Source organism: Candidatus Korarchaeota archaeon NZ13-K (assembly GCA_003344655.1).
Lineage (GTDB): Archaea > Korarchaeota > Korarchaeia > Korarchaeales > Korarchaeaceae > Korarchaeum.
Genome location: MAIU01000001.1, coordinates 37,780 through 54,760, shown reverse-complemented (window position 1 = coordinate 54,760; position 16,981 = coordinate 37,780). Strand labels below are relative to the sequence as shown.

Genomic DNA, 16,981 nt, shown 5'->3' with positions numbered 1-16,981 from the left:
CTCACTCGAATCTCAGAGCTTTGGCTGGCTCCAGCTTCGCAGCTTGACGCGCTGGTGGTAATGCCCCGAGTAACGTTATCAGCAGGGTCACGCCGGCTATTATGAGAGCGTACTCCAGGGGTAGGACGGGCGTCACGGACAGGCCGATGCCCTGCCCCTGCGCGGCTCCTCCCCTACCACCCGGTCCTATGCTGAAGCTTCCCCCGCTCAGGTACATCGATATCAGCCCAGCTAATAGCATAGCGCCTAGGTAACCAGCCGCCATTCCCGAGAGTATCGCTGCGGTGCTCATGATTATCCCCTCGAAGAGGAATGACATCATCACCTCCGTTTGGGATGCCCCCATGGCCCTCATAACCCCTATTATCCTCGTCCTCTCGGTCACAGCCGTGTACATCGCGTTCATTATTCCCACTGAGGCGACAACTATGGTCATCGCGGCTATGGATCCCAGAGCGAGTATCGACATGTTCACTATTGTGTCTAGGACTCTCTGAAGGTCTCTCATAGCTATGGGATAAGCTGCATCCCCGTATTCATTCCTCAGCTCATTCAACACGAGATCTATGTTGCCAACGTCATCGACTATTATGACGAGCGTGGGATAGTCCCTCCTGCCGTAGAAACTTTGGTACATCCTCATCGCGTAATCCAACGGAACGAGTATTGAGCTGTCAACATCGGTCATTATGGAAGTGCCGTAGGGAGCTATTATGCCATATATCGTCCCCCTCACACTCAATCCCTGACTGAAAAGTCCCCTACCGAATGTCATTCTGACGTTCAACCCTATGAGATCCGCGGCATCATCGATGGAGATCTGATCGAGGATCTTGCTCCCCAAGATCATCGCCTGTTCCGCCTGATCCACCGGCCAATCGCCAAACTGAAGCCTCAGATCCGGGAAGAGTTCCTCTACGTAGTTCACATCGAAGCCCACTATGCTGGCCCTTAAGTTTTGGCCCATCACGCTCAGCTCACCGAACATCCTTATCATGGGCATCACGGTCTCGACGCCGTCCATCGTGCTTATCTTGGCTAGATCGAACTCCGTGAATGAGGTCTCGCGAGGGATCAGGTAAATCACCCTCAGGCTCCCTCCCTTTATTATCTTCTGTATAGCCGCCCCGTAGCCAGCAGCGTAAGATGTAACCGCTGTAAGCGTCAGGACGCCCAGAAAAATGCCCAGCAGGGTGAGATAGGTTCTCCTCCTCCTGCTCCTCAGAGCCTTGAGTGAGAACTTGATTATATCAATCAGCCTCAACTCCGAGCGCCCCCTTCCTCCTGAAGATCAGCCTGCCCGCCACTAGCCCGATCGCTAAGCCTGCCGCGAGCCATACGACCCAGTAGATCACATTTGACGTGGGACTGGCGGTTCTCGCGGAGCTGATGTTCCTAGGTGTGAAGCCACCAGTCAAATTTGCCTGCGCCCCCGAGACCGTAAGTTCCCTTCTGCTCTCCTTCCAGTTTCCTGGGGAGGCCAGATAGCCGACGACCACTCCCACGGTCCTAGGCGCCCTCACCGCCTCACATGAGAGCGTGAATCCCGTGCTCTCTCCGCTCTTGAGATCCCCTATGTAAGTGGACGTTCCGACGCAGGCGCCTGAGTATATTGTCACGTTAACGAACTTCGCATCCCTGTCCCCTATGTTCGCTATGTTCCCGAAGACCCTCAGCCTCCCTGAGCTGTAAGAGGCGCTGGCGCTCGATATGACAACCCTGGCCTCCTGAATCCTCCCTAGACTCACCTGAGCTGTCTCCTGCTTCTCGACATCAACTCCATTGTCGAACTCCCTGTATGTGAACTGGATGTTGATGGAGTAGGACGGCTGATCCTCCGAGGGAAGTATCTCCAACGTGACGTTCCTCTCCTCCCCCGGCATCAGATCTCCCAAGTAAAAGAGGCTTGGCCCCAGTATTGAGACCGTCTGAGATGACACCTGAAGCTTCATCTTCCTAGCGGTCTCATCACCCCTGTTTTCCACCTTTAGCGTGACGCTCGATCGAACCCCACCGTAGAGGGAGCTAGCGTCCGAGGAGACCACTATAACCGGTTTGTTCTCAGTCGCCTCCGTCTTGAATATAGGAATGCTGAATACCTGGGATATCGAGTAATACTTATCCCCGCTCCTGTACTGGACGGTGACCGCTATTCTATCATACTTCCTTCCGGTTCCCCTCTCGACGAACGCCCCCACCTGGAAGGCTGTGGATGTGTTCGGTGCTAGGATTACCTGACTCGCGATGTTGGGATTCAGAAGCCTTATGTATGTGGACGTGAGAACCACGGAAGATATTTGAACATCCTCCGAGCCTCCATTCACCAATTTAAGCGTTAGCACGGATGTGTCTCCCTCCACCGCGCTCCCCGTTAGGTAGACGTAGACGGGGGAGGATTCCCTGACATACAAGCTGAAGGTGAATACCTCATGATCCTTGGCCACTACATAGTTTTCTGCGTCATATATCCTGTAGCTCACGTTCAGCTTGAACTCGTAGCTTCCAGCTGGAGCCGTGGACGGGACCTCCACGGAGAAGGAAAGCTGGAAGGATTCCCCATCGGAGAACCTCGTTTTGGCGAGTTGAAGGGATGGGGAAATCTTCTCAACATTTCCACCATTTGGTCCCCTCAAGTGATTTGGAATTTCCAGAGTCGCCTCGAATGGGCTCAAGGTGTACTGCGTCCATGTCTTGTTCTCGGTCACGAAGACCCTCAGCGTGACAGTGAGGTAGACTAGACCGTCTCCCGCGTATACAACAGCCGGCTGCTCCTTGGTCCCCCACCTGTAGTCCACGAGCACCAAGCCCCAGAGCTTGGCATCCCCGTGGACCAAGGGGATCAGGAGCATCGGGAGAAAGAGGACGAGAGCCCTATGCCCTGACACCTGGTATCACCTCCCCCACTATAACACCATCCCTTATCCTCACGATCCTATCGCACATCTCAGCTATAGCTTGATTATGGGTCACCATAACTATCGTTCTCCCCTCGTTCGCCAGCCTCCTGAGTATCTCCATGACCTGCATACCCGATGCGGAGTCTAAGTTCCCAGTCGGCTCATCTGCTAATATTATGGATGGGTTATTCGCGAGCGCCCTAGCTATGGCCACCCTCTGCTGCTCCCCTCCCGATAGTTCGGATGGCTTGTGATTCTCCCTACCCTTGAGACCCACGCTCTCAAGCAGCTCCATGATCCTCCTCTTCCTGTCGCCCTTGTACTCACCTACGGCCAGAGCTAGTTCAACGTTCTCAGCAGCTGTGAGCCAGGGAACCAGATTGAACGTCTGAAAGATGAATCCTATTGTCTTTCTCCTCAACATGGTCATCTGCTTATCGTTCAACGATTCCAGATCCATGCCTAGGATCCTCAAGCTGCCCGAGGTGGGTCTCGTCAGGAGGCCCATTATGCTCAGGAGGGTGGTTTTCCCGCTACCCGATGGTCCCATTATGGCTAGGAACTCCCCCCTCCTTACGTATAGGTTTATCCCTCTGAGAGCCTCCACGTAGTTTCCCTTGTTCCCGTATACCTTCCTCAAGTTACTTATCTCGTAGACGAACTCCGAGTCCATGGGGATCGCGCAATTTAGGTGAGTTTCTTAATAAACTTTGCTAAGTTACTGCGGGGGAATAGTTTTCTATAATTTTTCCATCGGTGTGGATTTTTTGGATAAAAATATAAAAGTATTATGTATCTGCATATCCTTTTATCGATCTAACGAACATGATCACGAGCTTTGTGAAATCGTCCCCGAGGGTGTCGTTTATCCTCCTGATGAACCTCTCCTCGATGGCTTCCCTGTCGAGCCCGTACCTTTCCTCCATGGCCCTGAGGTTGTAGGCGAAGATCCTCACGACAAGCTCATCCTCATCGCTCATTGGCCTCGATGTTATCGCATTCCTAACTATCTCGAAGCTCTCTAGGAAAGCTCTGCTCCCAGCTAGGTCAAGCTCGGAGGAGTAGCACTCGGCCATATCACTGATTATCGATGAGAGCTTCTCCTCAGGCAGGTAATCCCCCGCCATTGAGAGCGTCCTCAGAGCCTCAGAAAGGGCCAGCAGGACCGTGCTCATCGATCACCCTAGGGTGGAGGATTTATAAGAGTTGAGCCCGGCATCGGACTGACCCGAGGTCGTCATCAGGAAGAAGGAGGTGGGTTTGTGCTATCAATACCCAGGGGATTCAGGGACTTTCCCCCGCCGATCATGATACTCCGAAAGAAGGTGCTGGGGAGGATAGAGGAAGTCTTCAAGCGATATGGCTTCGACCCGTTCGAGACGCCGGCGCTTGAGTATTGGGAGACCGTCAAGGGAAAGTTGGGTGAGGAAGCGGAGAGTAAGCTCATGTTCGTGTTCCCGGACTTCTTCAGCAAGGAATGGTACACTCTCAGGTACGAGCTGACCTTCCCCTTAGCCAGGTACATCGCGATGCACCCGGACACCCCACTACCCTTCAAGAGGTACCACATCGGCAGGGTCTGGAGACACGAGGAGCCCCAGAGGGGGAGGTACAGGGAGTTCTGGCAGTGCGATGCTGATGTCGTGGGGAGCCCCTATCCTGAGGCGGATGCTGAAGTTATCTCCGTTAACATCGACGTGATGAGGGCTTTCAGCTTCGAGAACTTCGTCGTGAGGGTCAATGACAGGAGGCTCCTGACGGGTATATTTGAGGAGGAACTCGGGATATCAAACCCCACCCCGATATACAGGGCGATAGATAAGTTGGATAAGATAGGGGAGGAGGGCGTCAGGAGGGAGCTTATCAGACTGGGACTCCATGAACCCGTTGCGGAAAGGATAATGAGGCTCATTTCATTCAAAGGAGAGTTCAGTGAGGTGTCTAGTTCATACAGGGAGTTCAGGAACGATAAGATCGAAGCGGCCCTGAGCCACCTAGAGGAAGTGTTCTCAATAGTCTCCGATGATAGGCTGATCCTCGATCTCTCCCTGGTGAGGGGTCTGGAGTACTACACCGGTCCCGTGTTCGAGACAAGCGTCAGCGAGCCTAGGATAGGCTCCCTCGCTGGCGGTGGCAGGTATGATAAGCTCATAGCACTTTACTCCGGAAGGGATGTCCCGGCCACCGGTGTAAGCATAGGCGTCGAAAGATTAATAGATGCCGGCTTGGAGCTTGGGATCTTCGACCTGAACGAGAGGAGCTATAATGAGGTGTTCGTCGTCAGCGTGAGGAGGGAGAGCTGGAGGTACGCGTGGCAGGTAGCGAGCTTGCTGAGGAGGGGGGGTGTGAACACATCCTTGGATCTGATGAGAAGGAGTCAGGGCAGCCAGAGGGAGTATGCGAACAAGATGGGAGCGAAGATAATCGCATTCGTTGGTCCCTCTGAGGAGGAGACTGGAACCGTCACCCTCTACTCTAAGAATGTCAGAAGAACCGTCAAGATCTCAGAGGTAGTTTCCCACGTGAAGGAAATCCTTTCATCGCTTTAATCCTATAATTGGTCTCTATCCTAAAGAAATCATCCTCTAACTCATCTAATGAATCTAAAAACCTAGGGAAGTCCCTCAGGCTCACCACGGCCAAGCCTTCCCTCGACCTGGTGAGGGTCACCTCGAGCCACGATACCACGATCGGAATTATGTTAGATCTTCCTTCCTCCTTACTAAATCCTCGTATTTTCTCTGATCTCATCGCCTCATCGAAGGCAATTGCTCTTCTTAGGTGCTCCTCTGCCGCCAGCCTCATCTTATTCGACCTTCCCCTCATGGACCACATCTTGCAGTCTATCAGGAGGATCTTATCCTCCCCTATCCCTAGCACATCTATCTCATACCTCCTCCCACCCTGTTTGAACCTCACCCCTCCAAAAGCCTCCATTCCCTGTATCTGCAGCCCCCTCATGCAGAAGCTCTCGAACTCCTTCCAGCTTAGGAGAGAAACCGCTTTCTCCGGGGAGATGCCCATCTTCAGGAGGCAAAAGGCTACTCCCACCAAGTCCTCCCGCGGATCGTTCTCTAGCTCATCCTCCAGATACTCGACCAGTTCGGGATCCACAGCTTCCCAATTCCCCGCTATTATGAGGTGAAGCTGCCTCTCGGCTATACTCATCAGTCTCTGCATCATCGACCACTTCACGAAAGGGAAAATAAAAAATTATTAGAGTAAAGCGCCCATTCGATCTTGGAATCAGATGAGCGTGAGAGAAAGTTTAATTTCAGCGACTCTATCTGGGCTCTCATCAAAGCGTTAATGGCTGCGGATCCCATTGCCGGGAATCTTTTTAAGCTCCGTATTCGGGATGCGTCACCCACACGGAGGTGCGAGCATGGGGGATCTAGTTTGGCTGTGAGGCCTTCCGCCCTTCCCTGATTTCACTCCCGGCACTTGCATGCACTGGGTTGCCGGCCGGAGCGCAACCATCAGATCAAGGAGGTGAGTTCTCATGCTGAGAGTGGATCTCCGAGGAGAGGACGTTCCCAAGTACTGGTACAACATAGTCTCAGATCTTCCCGATCTCCCACCACCGGTGCACCCCGCCACCAAGGAACCGCTTGGCCCGAAGGACTTCTACCCACTTTTCCCGGAGGAGTGCGTCAACCAGGAGTTCTCTAGAGAGAAGTACATAGCAATACCGGAGGAGCTCAGAGAGTTCTACCTGAGGATAGGGAGACCAACCCCGCTTTACAGAGCTAGAAGGCTTGAGGAGCGCCTGGGGACTCCAGCCAGAATATACTACAAGAGGGAGGACGTGTCGCCGACCGGAAGCCATAAGTTGAACACCGCACTTGCCCAAGCCTTCTATGCGGCTAAGGAGGGATTGGATTACCTGACAACCGAAACGGGAGCGGGACAATGGGGGAGCGCCCTTTCCTACGCCACCATGATGATGGGGATAAGAGCTCTGGTCTTCATGGTGAGGATCTCCTACCTCCAGAAGCCTTACAGGAAGTTGGTCATGAAGCTGTACGGTGCTGAGGTGGTCCCCTCGCCGAGCGATAGGACCGATGTTGGAAGGAAGTACCTCGAGAGGGATCCAGAGCACCCTGGATCGCTTGGAATAGCTATAAGCGAGGCCATAGAAGCAGCAATGAAGGATGAGAGAGCAAAGTACTCACTGGGGAGTGTTCTGAATCATGTGTTGCTTCATCAAACGATAATAGGGCTGGAAGCGAAGAAACAGTTCGAGCTGCTGGGGGAGAAGCCGGATGTGCTCATAGGGTGCGTGGGAGGTGGGAGCAACTTCGCCGGCTTCACCTTCCCGTTCATAGAGGAGATGCTGAGAGGTAAGGAGAACTACGATGTGATAGCCGTTGAGCCTGCAGCCGTTCCCTCCCTGACTGATGGCGATTACAGGTATGACTTCGGCGACACGGCCGGGATAACCCCTCTACTGATGATGTACACACTGGGTCATGATTTCGTGCCCCCGCCGATCCACGCGGGTGGTTTGAGGTATCACGGCGCCGCCCCCACCGTGAGCCTGCTGAAGCACAGGGGCACGATAAGGTCGGTGAAGTACACTCAGGAGGAGGTGTTTGAGGCCGGTAGACTTTTCGCGATGACGGAGGGCATAATACCAGCGCCTGAGACTAATCATGCTGTAAAGGCGGCCGTGGAGGAGGCGCTGAAATGTAAGAAGAGTGGGGAGAAAAAGGTAATTGCATTTAACTTTTCAGGGCATGGGCTGCTGGATCTCAAGGGATATGAGGACGTTCTCAAAATTTAAAATCACTTTTCATACTTTTTGGGTACTATCCTTGTGCCTGTCCTCCCATCCAGAGCATCCACCGCCTTGTCCAAGCTCGTTATTATGGCGACTTTACCGGTCCGCTCGACGAACCTGATGGCCGCCAGCACCTTGGGTCCCATGTTCCCTGGGGGGAAGTGTCCCTCATCGTAGTACCTCTTGGCCTCGTCAACGCTTATAGTATCGAGAAACGTCTGATTCTCCTTCCTGAAGTTTATGGCGACCTTCTCCACATCTGTCAATATCATGAAGAGCTCGGATCCCAGGGAGGAGGCCAGCCTCTCCCCAGCCAAATCCTTGTCTATGACGGCGTCCACCCCCTCCAGCTCCTCCTCGTCGACCACAGGTATCCCCCCGCCTCCGGATGCTATCACGATTATTCCGGCCTCCACCATCCTCCTTATGGCCTCTATCTCGACCTGCTTTATGGGATCGGGTGAGGGGACCACCCTCCTCCACCCCTTACCCACGTCGTACTTCATGATCCATCCAAGCTTGTCCTTCTCCTTGGCCTCCTCCTCGCTGTACCAAGGCCCTATGAACTTCGTGGGGTTCCTGAATGCTTGATCCCTCCTGTCCACCAGGACCTGTGTTATCACGGTGGCCACGGGGATGTCAATTCCCGCCCTCCTGAGCTCATTTATGAGGGATTGTTGGATCATGTAACCGATCAGTCCCTGACTCATGGCCCCGCAGGCATGTAAGGGCATCGGCGGGACCTGAGATGCACCCGCTTCCTGCTGGAGGAGTATCGCACCCACCTGCGGGCCGTTACCGTGCGTTATAACGACTCTGTACCCTCTCCTTATCAGCTCAACTATCTGTTTGGCTGTCACCCTCGCGTTAGCTAGCTGCTGCTCGAATGTTCCCTCCTGTCCATACTGGAGGAGGGCATTACCCCCTAGGGCTACGGTGATTACGCTGCTCATAGGCCTATCCCTCAGGTGAGAATAAAAATATTTTGTACGTTGTTATATCAGGGCGGCTAAAATAGCGGCCTCCGTCCAAAGCCTGTTCTCGGCCTGATCGAACACGACGGACCACTTGCCCTCTATAACCTCCTCCGTCATCTCGTTCCCCCTGTAGGCCGGTAGACAGTGCATGAATATCGCATGCTCCTTAGCCAAGCCCATGATCTCAGGAGTGACCGTGAAAGGAGCGAAGTCTTCCTTCCTCTTATCCTTAGTTTCCTCAGGCTTCCCCATGCTCCACCAAGTATTGGCGTAGACTATATCAGCTCCCTTGACGGCTTCCCTCAGATCATGGACTATCTCAAGCTTAGTACCCCTCCTAGCGGCCTCCCTCTCACCGAACCTCCATATCTCCTCTATTGGCTCATACCCCCTGGGGACGGCAAGCACCAGATCCATACCGAAGACGGGGGCCGTCGCTATCAGGGAGTGGGCCACGTTCCACACGTCTCCCGTGTAGACCATCTTGAGACCATCCCATTTACCCAGCTTCTCCTTTATCGTCATCAGATCTGCCAAAGCTTGACACGGATGTTCCTCATCTGAGAGAGCATTGATGACAGGGTTCCTCATGTAATTGGCGTATTCCACTATCTCCTCCTGACCGAAGGTCCGGATGACGAGAGCATCATAATACCTATCCAGGACCCTGGCCGTGTCCTTCACGGGCTCTCCCCTCTGAAGCTGGAGCTCATCCGGTCTCATGTAGACGGAGAAACCTCCAAGCCTGAAGATAGCGGCTTGAAAAGAGTTCCTAGTTCTGGTGGATGGTTTCTTGAACAGGAGAGCTACGGCCTTCCCCTCAAGGGGCTTCACGCGGATCCCTGAGTACCACATCTTCTTCAGGTCCATAGAAATCTGAATGAGGTACTCCAGCTCCTCCCTCGTGAAGTCCCTCGTCGTTATGTAATCCCTCCCCCTAAGGTTGAACAGAGCCATACGACCACCCTCTCCTCCTATCTTAGAGAGACTATACTTAAAAATTTCGCTATAGACATCCATTATAGATGCGTTCTATTGGTAATTTTCCAAATCCCAAGTGAGCATAAAACTTAGTCGCTACCTCTAGCTAGCCTTATACTGAGAGGCAATTTCTACCCCATTGTTGCCTTCGTCTTATTCTCAAGGCAAGATCTTCTTCTTTAGTAGTCTGTCCCAATTAGTAAAGCTTATATTAAAAGGTCGTACGCGTTAGGCTTGGTGGGCGCTATGCCTGCAAGTAGGGGTCTCTTGATCGGAATAGTAGCTGTTGTTGTCGTGATAGCCGTGGTGGCGGCATTCCTTCTGATGACACAACCAGCCGCCGGAGGGACCGTCAAGATAGGGCTCATAGCACCGCTAACAGGATCCTTGGCGGAGCACGGATTGGATATGAAGCAAGCAGCCATATTGGCTGTCGAGGAGATAAACTCGAAAGGGGGTATCTTAGGGAAGAGGATAGAGCTAGTCATAGAGGATACCGCTTGCAAGGCCGATCTGGCCACGGCAGCGGTTCAGAAGATGATAACGCAGGATAATGTGTACGCTGTCGTCGGTGAGTACTGCTCAACGGTAACTTTAGCGGTTCAGCCAACCCTGATGGAGAACAAGAAGCTCTTACTGGTCCCAGTATCCGTGGCCACGAAGATAACGGAGCAGGGATACAAGTACACATTCAGGAGCTGCGCCAATCAGTGGATGCAGACCACCCAGCACGCTGACTTCGTATACGAGCACCTCAAGCCGAGGACCGCGGCCATGCTGGGTATAAACGACGACTATGGGAGGGAGGGTCTCAAGATATGGGGAGATCGCATGAAGGAGAAGGGAGTGAGAATAGTTGCGGAGGAATACTTTGACGCAGGAACGACGGACTTCACCCCGCAGCTTTCGAAGATAAAGGCCGCTAATCCCGATGTGATCTTCGTGGTCGCCAACATAAGGGATGCAGCCAACATACTCAAGCAGGCTCACGAGATAGGGCTTTACAAGCAGTTCACCATGCTGGGAGGAGTGACCAGTGAGGAGTTCCTTCAGCTAGCTGGGAATGATGCCCTAGGACTAGTTCACGTCAGTTACTTCGAACCCACATCCAAGAGACCAGCGGCCCAGGAGTTCGTCCAGAAGTTCGTTCAGAAGTGGAACAGGACACCCGCCATGTATGCGGCTGGTGTCTGGGACGCTTTCATGACGTTGAAGTACGGTGTTGAGAAGGCCGGGACTTGGGATGTCGATAAGGTGGCTGAGGCCATAAGGACGGTGAGATTCGAGGGGGCCCAGGGGACCATCTATTACGATGAGAAGGGTCAGGCCCAGACCAAGGTTCTCCTAGTGCAGGTACAGAAGGTTGATGGAAAGCTCAAGAGGGTCATACTTTACCCGGAATCCGATAAGGAAGGAGAGTATATACCTCCCGAGAGGATCTGGGGAAGCTGACCCTCTCGCATTTCACCCGCTTTTTATTTTTCGACGCGAATCTCCGGGGGGTCGATCGTGCAGCCCATGTTGTTCCTAGAGCAGACGATCCTCGGCCTGATGATGGGAGGTATATACGCTTCGGTAGGCGTGGGTCTGACTATGATATTCGGGGTGATGAGGCTGAGCAACTTCGCCCATGGAGAGTTCTACATGCTAGGGGCGTTCCTCATATACACTCTAGTTAACGCTTTGGGTGGCGACCCATACGTCTTAGCACCTATCTCGGCGGTGGCAGTAGGGCTCATAGGTATAGCGCTCAACAAGCTGATATTCCTCTCACTCTACAAGGAGTTGAGAGGGGCTAAGGGAGCTGCCGCATTCTTCTTCCAAGATTTGAGGTTCATAATGCTGACGATAGGTCTCTCCATACTCCTCGTGGACTTGGCCTTGGTTCTATGGGGGCCGATCCCCATCTCAATACCCAGCGTGTTCACCGCCCACATAATAAAGCTTCCTGGAGGGCTATCATTCTCGCTAGCGAGGATAATCGCCTTCGTCGTCGCTATGGTGTCGCTGATAGTCCTATACACATTCCTGATGACGACCAAAACGGGAAAGGCCATCAGAGCTACATCTCAAAATCCATCCGCTGCAGCCCTAGTGGGGATAAACACGTACAAGATTTACGATATCACGATGTTCATTTCCACAGCTCTCGCTGCCCTCGCCGGGGGCATTCTGGGGCCCATCTACAACATCTACCCCACGATGGGGTTGGATGTAGTTGCCAAGGCGTTCGTCGTGGTGATAACGGGGGGAATGGGGAACGTAGTGGGTAGTATGCTGGCGGGATTCCTCATAGGGTTGGCTGAAGGCTGGGGAGGACTGATCTTCGGAACAGAGTACAGACAAGTTGTGGCATTCGTCATAATGATCTTAGTACTTTGGTTCAGGCCTCAGGGGATACTAGGAGGGAGGAAGAGCTGAATGCTGGGGATAACGAAGGATGTGGCCCTGAGGGTGGCCAGGTACTATGCGCTCGCTTTCATACTGCTCTCCCCCCTACCACTCGCCGGGGATTACATAACCCACCTGGCCATAATGATAATGCTCTACTCAATAACAGCGGCGAGTCTCGATATACTGGTGGGGTACACCGGGAGGCTATCACTGGGACACGCGGCTTTCTACGCGGTAGGCGCCTACACATCGACGCTCCTCAGCATGAATGCCGGCGTGAATCCCTGGATTGGGATCCTTGTGGGCGGCATCCTCGCTTCCTTATTCGGCCTCGTGCTTGGGATCCCATCGCTGAAGTTGAGAGGGCCCTATCTGGCGATCTCCACTCTGGGCTTCGGGGTCATAGTGCAGTTGATGCTCATAAACCTGGATTGGCTCACCAGGGGTCCCATAGGAATCCCCGGCATCCCCCCGCTCCCGGGAGGGCCTCTGGATCTCAGGAGTAAGAGCTCATTTTACTACATAGCTCTCCTGCTGACGCTAGTCATCGTATATGCGCTGCACATGATCTCAAGGTCCAGGATCGGGAAGATACTCATGTCAATAAGGGAGGACGAGGATGCGGCCCTCTCGGTGGGTGTGAACGTGCCCCTCTTCAAGGTGTTAGCGTTCATAATATCGACGTTCTTCGCGGGACTTGCGGGGGGCCTTTACGCGCACTACATAAGGTACATAAGCCCCGCGATGTCCGCCCTCTCAGAGTCCATAAATATCCTCTCCATGACCATAATAGGCGGTTTCGGCACCCTAGTGGGTCCGCTGATGGGGGCTGCGCTGCTCACGATACTCCAAGAGATCCTGAGACCGTACCTAGAGTACAGATACCTGATATACGGTGCCCTCATAGTCATCGTGATGAAGTTCTTTCCCTCGGGGATCTACGGGCTTGTCCAGTCCCTGCTGAGGAGGATGAGAGGATGATACTGGAGGGGCAGGGCATCACGAAGAGGTTCGGGGGATTGGTCGCCGTTGATGACGTCACCTTCGGGGTGAGGGAGGGGGAGGTGTTCGGCATAATAGGCCCCAACGGGGCGGGCAAGACGACACTCTTCAACGTGATAACAGGCTTCTATAAGCCTGAGAGGGGAAGGATTATCTTTCAGGGGATGGATATCACGGGTAAGAAGCCGAATGAAATAGCCAAAATAGGTTTAACGAGGACTTGGCAGATAGTCAGGCCCTTCCTAGGCATGAAGGTCTTGGATAATGTTCTGGTTCCCATCTACGTTAGGAGAGGGATCCTGGGGGGAATCAGTGAGTCGGATGCCGTGGAGAGAGCCGAGGAGATACTGCATTTCGTTGGACTTTCTCACAGGAGGGAATACCTAGCTGAAGCCCTCCCTCAGGGTGAGAGGAAGAAGCTTGAGATAGCCAGGGCCCTGGCGACAGAACCCAAGCTGCTGATGTTAGATGAGCCTGCCGGTGGCCTAACCCCGACGGAGATGGACGACGTCATGAACGTCGTCAGGAGGGTGAGGGAGTCTGGGATCACGGTGGTCATAATAGAGCACAACATGAGGGTCGTCATGGGGGTATGTGAGAGGATAATGGTCCTCAACTTCGGGAGGAAGATCGCCGAGGGGACGCCGAACGAGATAGCGAGGAATGAGGATGTTATTAAGGCTTACTTGGGGGAGAGGTTCCATGCTGGAAGTTAGGGGCGTATCCGCCGCTTATGGTACCGCTCTAGCCCTCAAGAGCGTTAGCTTAAGGGTTGACAGGGGAGAGGTGGTCTCCCTCATAGGCGCGAATGGAGCGGGCAAGACCACCACGCTCAGGGTGATCTCAGGTATCTTGAAGCCCACGGGTGGGGAGGTGATTCTGGATGGAAGGAGCATCGCTGGAATGGAACCGTTCCAAATAGCCTCACTGGGGTTGATACACGTCCCCGAGGGCAGGGGACTCTTCCCCGAGATGACGGTGCTGGAGAACTTGGAGATGGGAGCCTACCTCAGGAGGGACAAGGAGAGAATTAAGGAGGATATGGAGTTCATCTATTCGCTCTTCCCGGTGCTTAAAGAGAGGAAGAAACAGCTTGCCGGTACACTGAGCGGAGGGGAGCAGCAGATGCTTGCGATAGCCAAGGGCCTGATGGGATCGCCCAGGATCCTCCTGCTGGACGAGCCCTCGCTGGGCCTGGCGCCCATAATGGTTGATAGGATATTCGATGCGATATCCCAGATAAACAGGGAGAGGGGGATCTCCATTTTAATAGCTGAGCAAAATGCTTACATGGCTCTAAGCGTGAGCCATAGAGCTTATGTCATTGAGAACGGATCCACCGTCATGGAAGGGAGGGGAGAGGAACTCCTGGGGAACGACTACGTGAGGAAAGCCTACTTAGGAGTATAGGTCAACGCTGAGCAGTATATCTTCCTATTATCTCTTTCACATCCAGAAGTTCCACCTCCAGCTTCCTCAGGCTCCTAAGGTACTTTGCCGCCTTAGCGGAGTTCGTGGTCACCTTCCTTATCCCAAGCTCCTCGAGGGGGGAGACTACCATGCACGTGTCATACCATATCTCAGCTCCGAACTCCTTGAAAACCCTTTTCAGCTCCGATCTCTCTATCATCGGCATGAAGGCCCTTGCCGTGAATAGCCAGAACCTCACTAGGGCTCTCCTCCCATCAACAAGCCTTCCTATCTCCCTGAGCTCTTGGAGCGATAGGTGAGGACATCCTAGGACAACGAGATCTGATCCGCCCTCGAAGGAACTCATCTCCTCCCTCAGCAAGGACAGATCCCTTTTGGTGACCTTGAGGGATCTGCTGACATCGGATATATCGTTGGGAGTTATCCCGGGTATGTGAAACATCTCTATTGATCCGGATGCCGCACCGGCAGCGGACATCGCCTTGAGCTCCGCTAAGGAGACCCTCTTGAGACCCGTGTAGAGGGGCACTGAATCCGGATAATGGAGACCGACATAGTAGGCTAGCAGATAGTGCTGGAGGACATCCTCCAAGGGCTCGACCTCTACCCTTATGCTCGGGAGCCTGTTCTCATCCAGGTGCTTCCCATAGACCGGAGTGTAGCCAGCGGCCGCCACAACAATCGTCTTAGTTGCCCCCTCTCTGTTGGATCTGGCCCCTAGGACGCTGTTGATGAAGGCCACGGCGCTTGATTCTCCCCAGCAGACCCTCTCCCCGTAGGTCGGGAGGTTCCCGACCAAGTAGGGGATGCAGGTGAACGTGGGTACCGCACCCATGCTGATCAGGGAATCCACTATCTCCATCTGCTTCTTCGCGAATCCCTCAGGGATTCCCATGGTATTCCAATCGACGAGGTCCATCCCAGCAGGGTTCGTGGTAGCGGTGACCCTGAACCTGATCCTCCTCGATATTTCGGAGAGCCACTCCCTACCCGAATCTCCTATCGTGGCGTAAGATACCCCTGAAACGTGAACGGACCTGACCCTGGCGAAGCCCTCGGCTCCGGTGATCGAGGCCTCCCTCTCCAGGTACCTCCTGAGCTCCTCCTCGACGCTTTCATCCTCAAGCCTAACCTCCCTCACTCCCCTTATCTCGACGGGTATCCCGGCCAGTTCGGCGGCTATCGTCACGCTGTCGGGCTCCTCGACGATTATCTTAAGAGGTGCCACGTTGTTCCTCTTGAGCGCGAAGAATATGTATGCCCCCACCGTGGATCCGGTGGATCCCTTGATCCTGACTATCTTTCCAGCTATGCTCTGCCCCCTCTGTGGGTGACCCTCCTGAACTATCCTCCCGGTCCTGACGTCAACACCATCGAGCCAGGAGATCGGTGATGTTATGACCATCTCATCCGTCAAGGTTCGTAAAACCCCCTGACAGTGCTCGAGTCCATCTTCTTGATCAGGGCCACAAGCAATTTCATCGCTGCCTCCACATCATCCGGTGATAATATGGAGCTATGGGAGTGTATGTGCCTGGTCGGAACCCCCAGCACCACCGAAGGTACTCCCTTGCTGTGCAGATGGACCCTCCCCGCATCAGTCCCTCCCCTAACGGCCGAGAGCTGATAGGGTATGTTCTCCTCCTCAGCGACCTCCACCACGAACTCCCTGAGCTTGAAGTTGGGTATCATGCTCCTGTCCCAAGTTATTATGGACACCCCCTCCCCCATCTTCGCCGGCGCCTCGGCTGACGTTATTCCCGGGGAGTCGCCAGCTATGTCAACGTCAACGGCTATGAACACGTCCGGATTCACCACATCGGCCGCCGTCTCAGCGCCCCTCAGACCGACCTCCTCCTGCACGGTGGCCACGGCATAGTATGTGTTCGGATGGTCAGTCCCCCTCTCCTTAAGGTCCCTCAGCGCCTCCATGACCACGAAGGTCCCCACCCTATCATCGAAGGCCTTCCCCAGCCACGCCTTACCCCCCCTCAGCACCTCGAAGGGCGCCAGCGGAGCGATGGGGTCTCCTATCCTTATCCCCATCTCCTTCACCTGATCCTTGTTCTTAGCCCCGACATCTATGAAGAGGTCCTTGAGCTCAATGGGCTTGTTCCTCTCCTCCGGGGTCATAAGATGGGGAGGTTTGCTCGCTATGACGCCGACGTGATCTCCCTTCCTGGTCCTCACAACGACCCTCTGAGCAGGCAGCGTGGTTGAGGCCCAGCCTCCCAATGCCTCGAACTTCAGGAACCCGTTGTCCTCTATCGAGACCACTATGAAACCTATCTCATCGACGTGACCCGCAGCCATAACCCTCGGGACATCGCTGCTCCCTCTCTTCTTGAGTATAAGCGATCCGAGTCCATCCCTCAGCACATCATCTGAGAAGATCGAGTAACGTCCCTTGATTAGATTAAGGGGCTCTGACTCGAATCCGGATGGCCCAAAACTCTCGGAGAGACGTGAGAAGAAACTCACCGACTCGTCGTCCATACGCGTAGTGACATCACGAA

General features: G+C 54.0%; 16 protein-coding genes. 7 read left to right on the top strand and 9 right to left on the bottom strand.

Annotated elements, in window-relative coordinates:
• Position 1: 1 nt before the first annotated feature.
• The 4 genes from BA066_00315 to BA066_00300 all read right to left on the bottom strand — a co-directional run bounded on the left by BA066_00315 (position 2) and on the right by BA066_00300 (position 4,072).
• Complete coding sequence (locus BA066_00315) at positions 2 to 1,264, bottom strand: ABC transporter permease (GenBank protein RDD54229.1); 1,263 nt, start codon at positions 1,262 to 1,264, stop codon at positions 2 to 4.
• Entirely contained in the window at positions 1,251 to 2,885 is a 1,635-nt protein-coding gene (locus BA066_00310) for a hypothetical protein (protein ID RDD54228.1), read from the bottom strand. The genes BA066_00315 and BA066_00310 overlap by 14 nt, the downstream gene beginning before the upstream one ends.
• Entirely contained in the window at positions 2,872 to 3,570 is a 699-nt protein-coding gene (locus BA066_00305; GenBank protein RDD54227.1) for an ABC transporter ATP-binding protein, read from the bottom strand. The genes BA066_00310 and BA066_00305 overlap by 14 nt, the downstream gene beginning before the upstream one ends.
• 115 nt (positions 3,571 to 3,685) lie before the next feature.
• The gene (locus tag BA066_00300; protein RDD54226.1) at positions 3,686 to 4,072 is read right to left on the bottom strand and encodes a hypothetical protein; all 387 of its coding nucleotides are present in this window, start codon (positions 4,070 to 4,072) and stop codon (positions 3,686 to 3,688) included.
• A gap of 87 nt (positions 4,073 to 4,159) precedes the next feature.
• Between BA066_00300 and BA066_00295 the strand changes: the two genes are divergently transcribed.
• A complete protein-coding gene (locus BA066_00295; protein RDD54225.1) occupies positions 4,160 to 5,446 on the top strand; it encodes a histidine--tRNA ligase in 1,287 nt (428 codons plus the stop codon).
• On the opposite strand, the gene BA066_00290 is transcribed toward BA066_00295, so the two are convergent.
• Entirely contained in the window at positions 5,394 to 6,080 is a 687-nt protein-coding gene (locus tag BA066_00290; GenBank protein RDD54224.1) for a hypothetical protein, read from the bottom strand. The two genes, BA066_00295 and BA066_00290, sit on opposite strands and share 53 nt — an antisense overlap.
• Before the next feature lie 319 nt (positions 6,081 to 6,399).
• Here BA066_00290 and BA066_00285 point away from each other — a divergent pair, with 319 nt between their 5' ends.
• Positions 6,400 to 7,683 carry a TrpB-like pyridoxal phosphate-dependent enzyme gene (locus BA066_00285; GenBank protein ID RDD54223.1) on the top strand — a complete coding sequence of 428 codons (1,284 nt, stop codon included), beginning with the start codon at positions 6,400 to 6,402 and terminating at the stop codon, positions 7,681 to 7,683.
• A 2-nt stretch (positions 7,684 to 7,685) separates the two neighbouring features.
• Here BA066_00285 and arcC read toward each other — a convergent pair whose 3' ends face one another.
• Positions 7,686 to 8,633 (bottom strand): carbamate kinase, encoded by a 948-nt coding sequence (gene arcC, locus BA066_00280; protein ID RDD54222.1) that lies wholly within the window; start codon positions 8,631 to 8,633, stop codon positions 7,686 to 7,688.
• 42 nt (positions 8,634 to 8,675) lie between these two features.
• Complete coding sequence (gene argF / locus BA066_00275) at positions 8,676 to 9,614, bottom strand: ornithine carbamoyltransferase (GenBank protein ID RDD54221.1); 939 nt, start codon at positions 9,612 to 9,614, stop codon at positions 8,676 to 8,678.
• A 270-nt stretch (positions 9,615 to 9,884) separates the two neighbouring features.
• Here argF and BA066_00270 point away from each other — a divergent pair, with 270 nt between their 5' ends.
• The 5 genes from BA066_00270 to BA066_00250 are packed head-to-tail and all read left to right on the top strand — an operon-like array spanning position 9,885 to position 14,444.
• On the top strand, positions 9,885 to 11,090 hold the full coding sequence (locus BA066_00270; protein RDD54220.1) for an ABC transporter substrate-binding protein: 1,206 nt from the start codon (positions 9,885 to 9,887) through the stop codon (positions 11,088 to 11,090).
• 57 nt (positions 11,091 to 11,147) lie between these two features.
• Positions 11,148 to 12,059 (top strand): branched-chain amino acid ABC transporter permease, encoded by a 912-nt coding sequence (locus BA066_00265; protein ID RDD54219.1) that lies wholly within the window; start codon positions 11,148 to 11,150, stop codon positions 12,057 to 12,059.
• Positions 12,060 to 13,013: a branched-chain amino acid ABC transporter permease gene (locus BA066_00260; GenBank protein RDD54218.1), complete on the top strand. Its 954-nt coding sequence runs from the start codon at positions 12,060 to 12,062 to the stop codon at positions 13,011 to 13,013. It abuts the gene before it with no gap.
• Positions 13,010 to 13,750 (top strand): ABC transporter ATP-binding protein, encoded by a 741-nt coding sequence (locus tag BA066_00255; protein ID RDD54217.1) that lies wholly within the window; start codon positions 13,010 to 13,012, stop codon positions 13,748 to 13,750. Before BA066_00260 ends, BA066_00255 begins: the two co-directional genes overlap by 4 nt.
• Entirely contained in the window at positions 13,737 to 14,444 is a 708-nt protein-coding gene (locus tag BA066_00250) for an ABC transporter ATP-binding protein (GenBank protein RDD54216.1), read from the top strand. Before BA066_00255 ends, BA066_00250 begins: the two co-directional genes overlap by 14 nt.
• Before the next feature lies 1 nt (position 14,445).
• Here the strand turns inward: BA066_00250 and BA066_00245 are convergent, their stop codons facing one another.
• Both BA066_00245 and BA066_00240 read right to left on the bottom strand, forming a co-directional pair.
• Positions 14,446 to 15,882 carry a DUF521 domain-containing protein gene (locus BA066_00245; GenBank protein RDD54215.1) on the bottom strand — a complete coding sequence of 479 codons (1,437 nt, stop codon included), beginning with the start codon at positions 15,880 to 15,882 and terminating at the stop codon, positions 14,446 to 14,448.
• The gene (locus BA066_00240; GenBank protein ID RDD54214.1) at positions 15,879 to 16,961 is read right to left on the bottom strand and encodes a M42 family peptidase; all 1,083 of its coding nucleotides are present in this window, start codon (positions 16,959 to 16,961) and stop codon (positions 15,879 to 15,881) included. The genes BA066_00245 and BA066_00240 overlap by 4 nt, the downstream gene beginning before the upstream one ends.
• Positions 16,962 to 16,981: the final 20 nt, after the last annotated feature.

Excerpts from the sequence above, each read along its gene's own strand:
- BA066_00300 (RDD54226.1), bottom strand. The coding sequence starts at position 4,072 with ATGAGCACGGTCCTGCTGGCCCTTTCTGAGGCTCTGAGGACGCTCTCA.
- arcC (RDD54222.1), bottom strand. The coding sequence starts at position 8,633 with ATGAGCAGCGTAATCACCGTAGCCCTAGGGGGTAATGCCCTCCTCCAG.
- BA066_00285 (RDD54223.1), top strand. The coding sequence starts at position 6,400 with ATGCTGAGAGTGGATCTCCGAGGAGAGGACGTTCCCAAGTACTGGTAC.
- BA066_00250 (RDD54216.1), top strand. The coding sequence starts at position 13,737 with ATGCTGGAAGTTAGGGGCGTATCCGCCGCTTATGGTACCGCTCTAGCC.
- BA066_00240 (RDD54214.1), bottom strand. The coding sequence starts at position 16,961 with ATGGACGACGAGTCGGTGAGTTTCTTCTCACGTCTCTCCGAGAGTTTT.
- BA066_00270 (RDD54220.1), top strand. The coding sequence starts at position 9,885 with ATGCCTGCAAGTAGGGGTCTCTTGATCGGAATAGTAGCTGTTGTTGTC.
- BA066_00290 (RDD54224.1), bottom strand. The coding sequence starts at position 6,080 with ATGATGCAGAGACTGATGAGTATAGCCGAGAGGCAGCTTCACCTCATA.
- BA066_00255 (RDD54217.1), top strand. The coding sequence starts at position 13,010 with ATGATACTGGAGGGGCAGGGCATCACGAAGAGGTTCGGGGGATTGGTC.
- BA066_00305 (RDD54227.1), bottom strand. The coding sequence starts at position 3,570 with ATGGACTCGGAGTTCGTCTACGAGATAAGTAACTTGAGGAAGGTATAC.
- argF (RDD54221.1), bottom strand. The coding sequence starts at position 9,614 with ATGGCTCTGTTCAACCTTAGGGGGAGGGATTACATAACGACGAGGGAC.
- BA066_00260 (RDD54218.1), top strand. The coding sequence starts at position 12,060 with ATGCTGGGGATAACGAAGGATGTGGCCCTGAGGGTGGCCAGGTACTAT.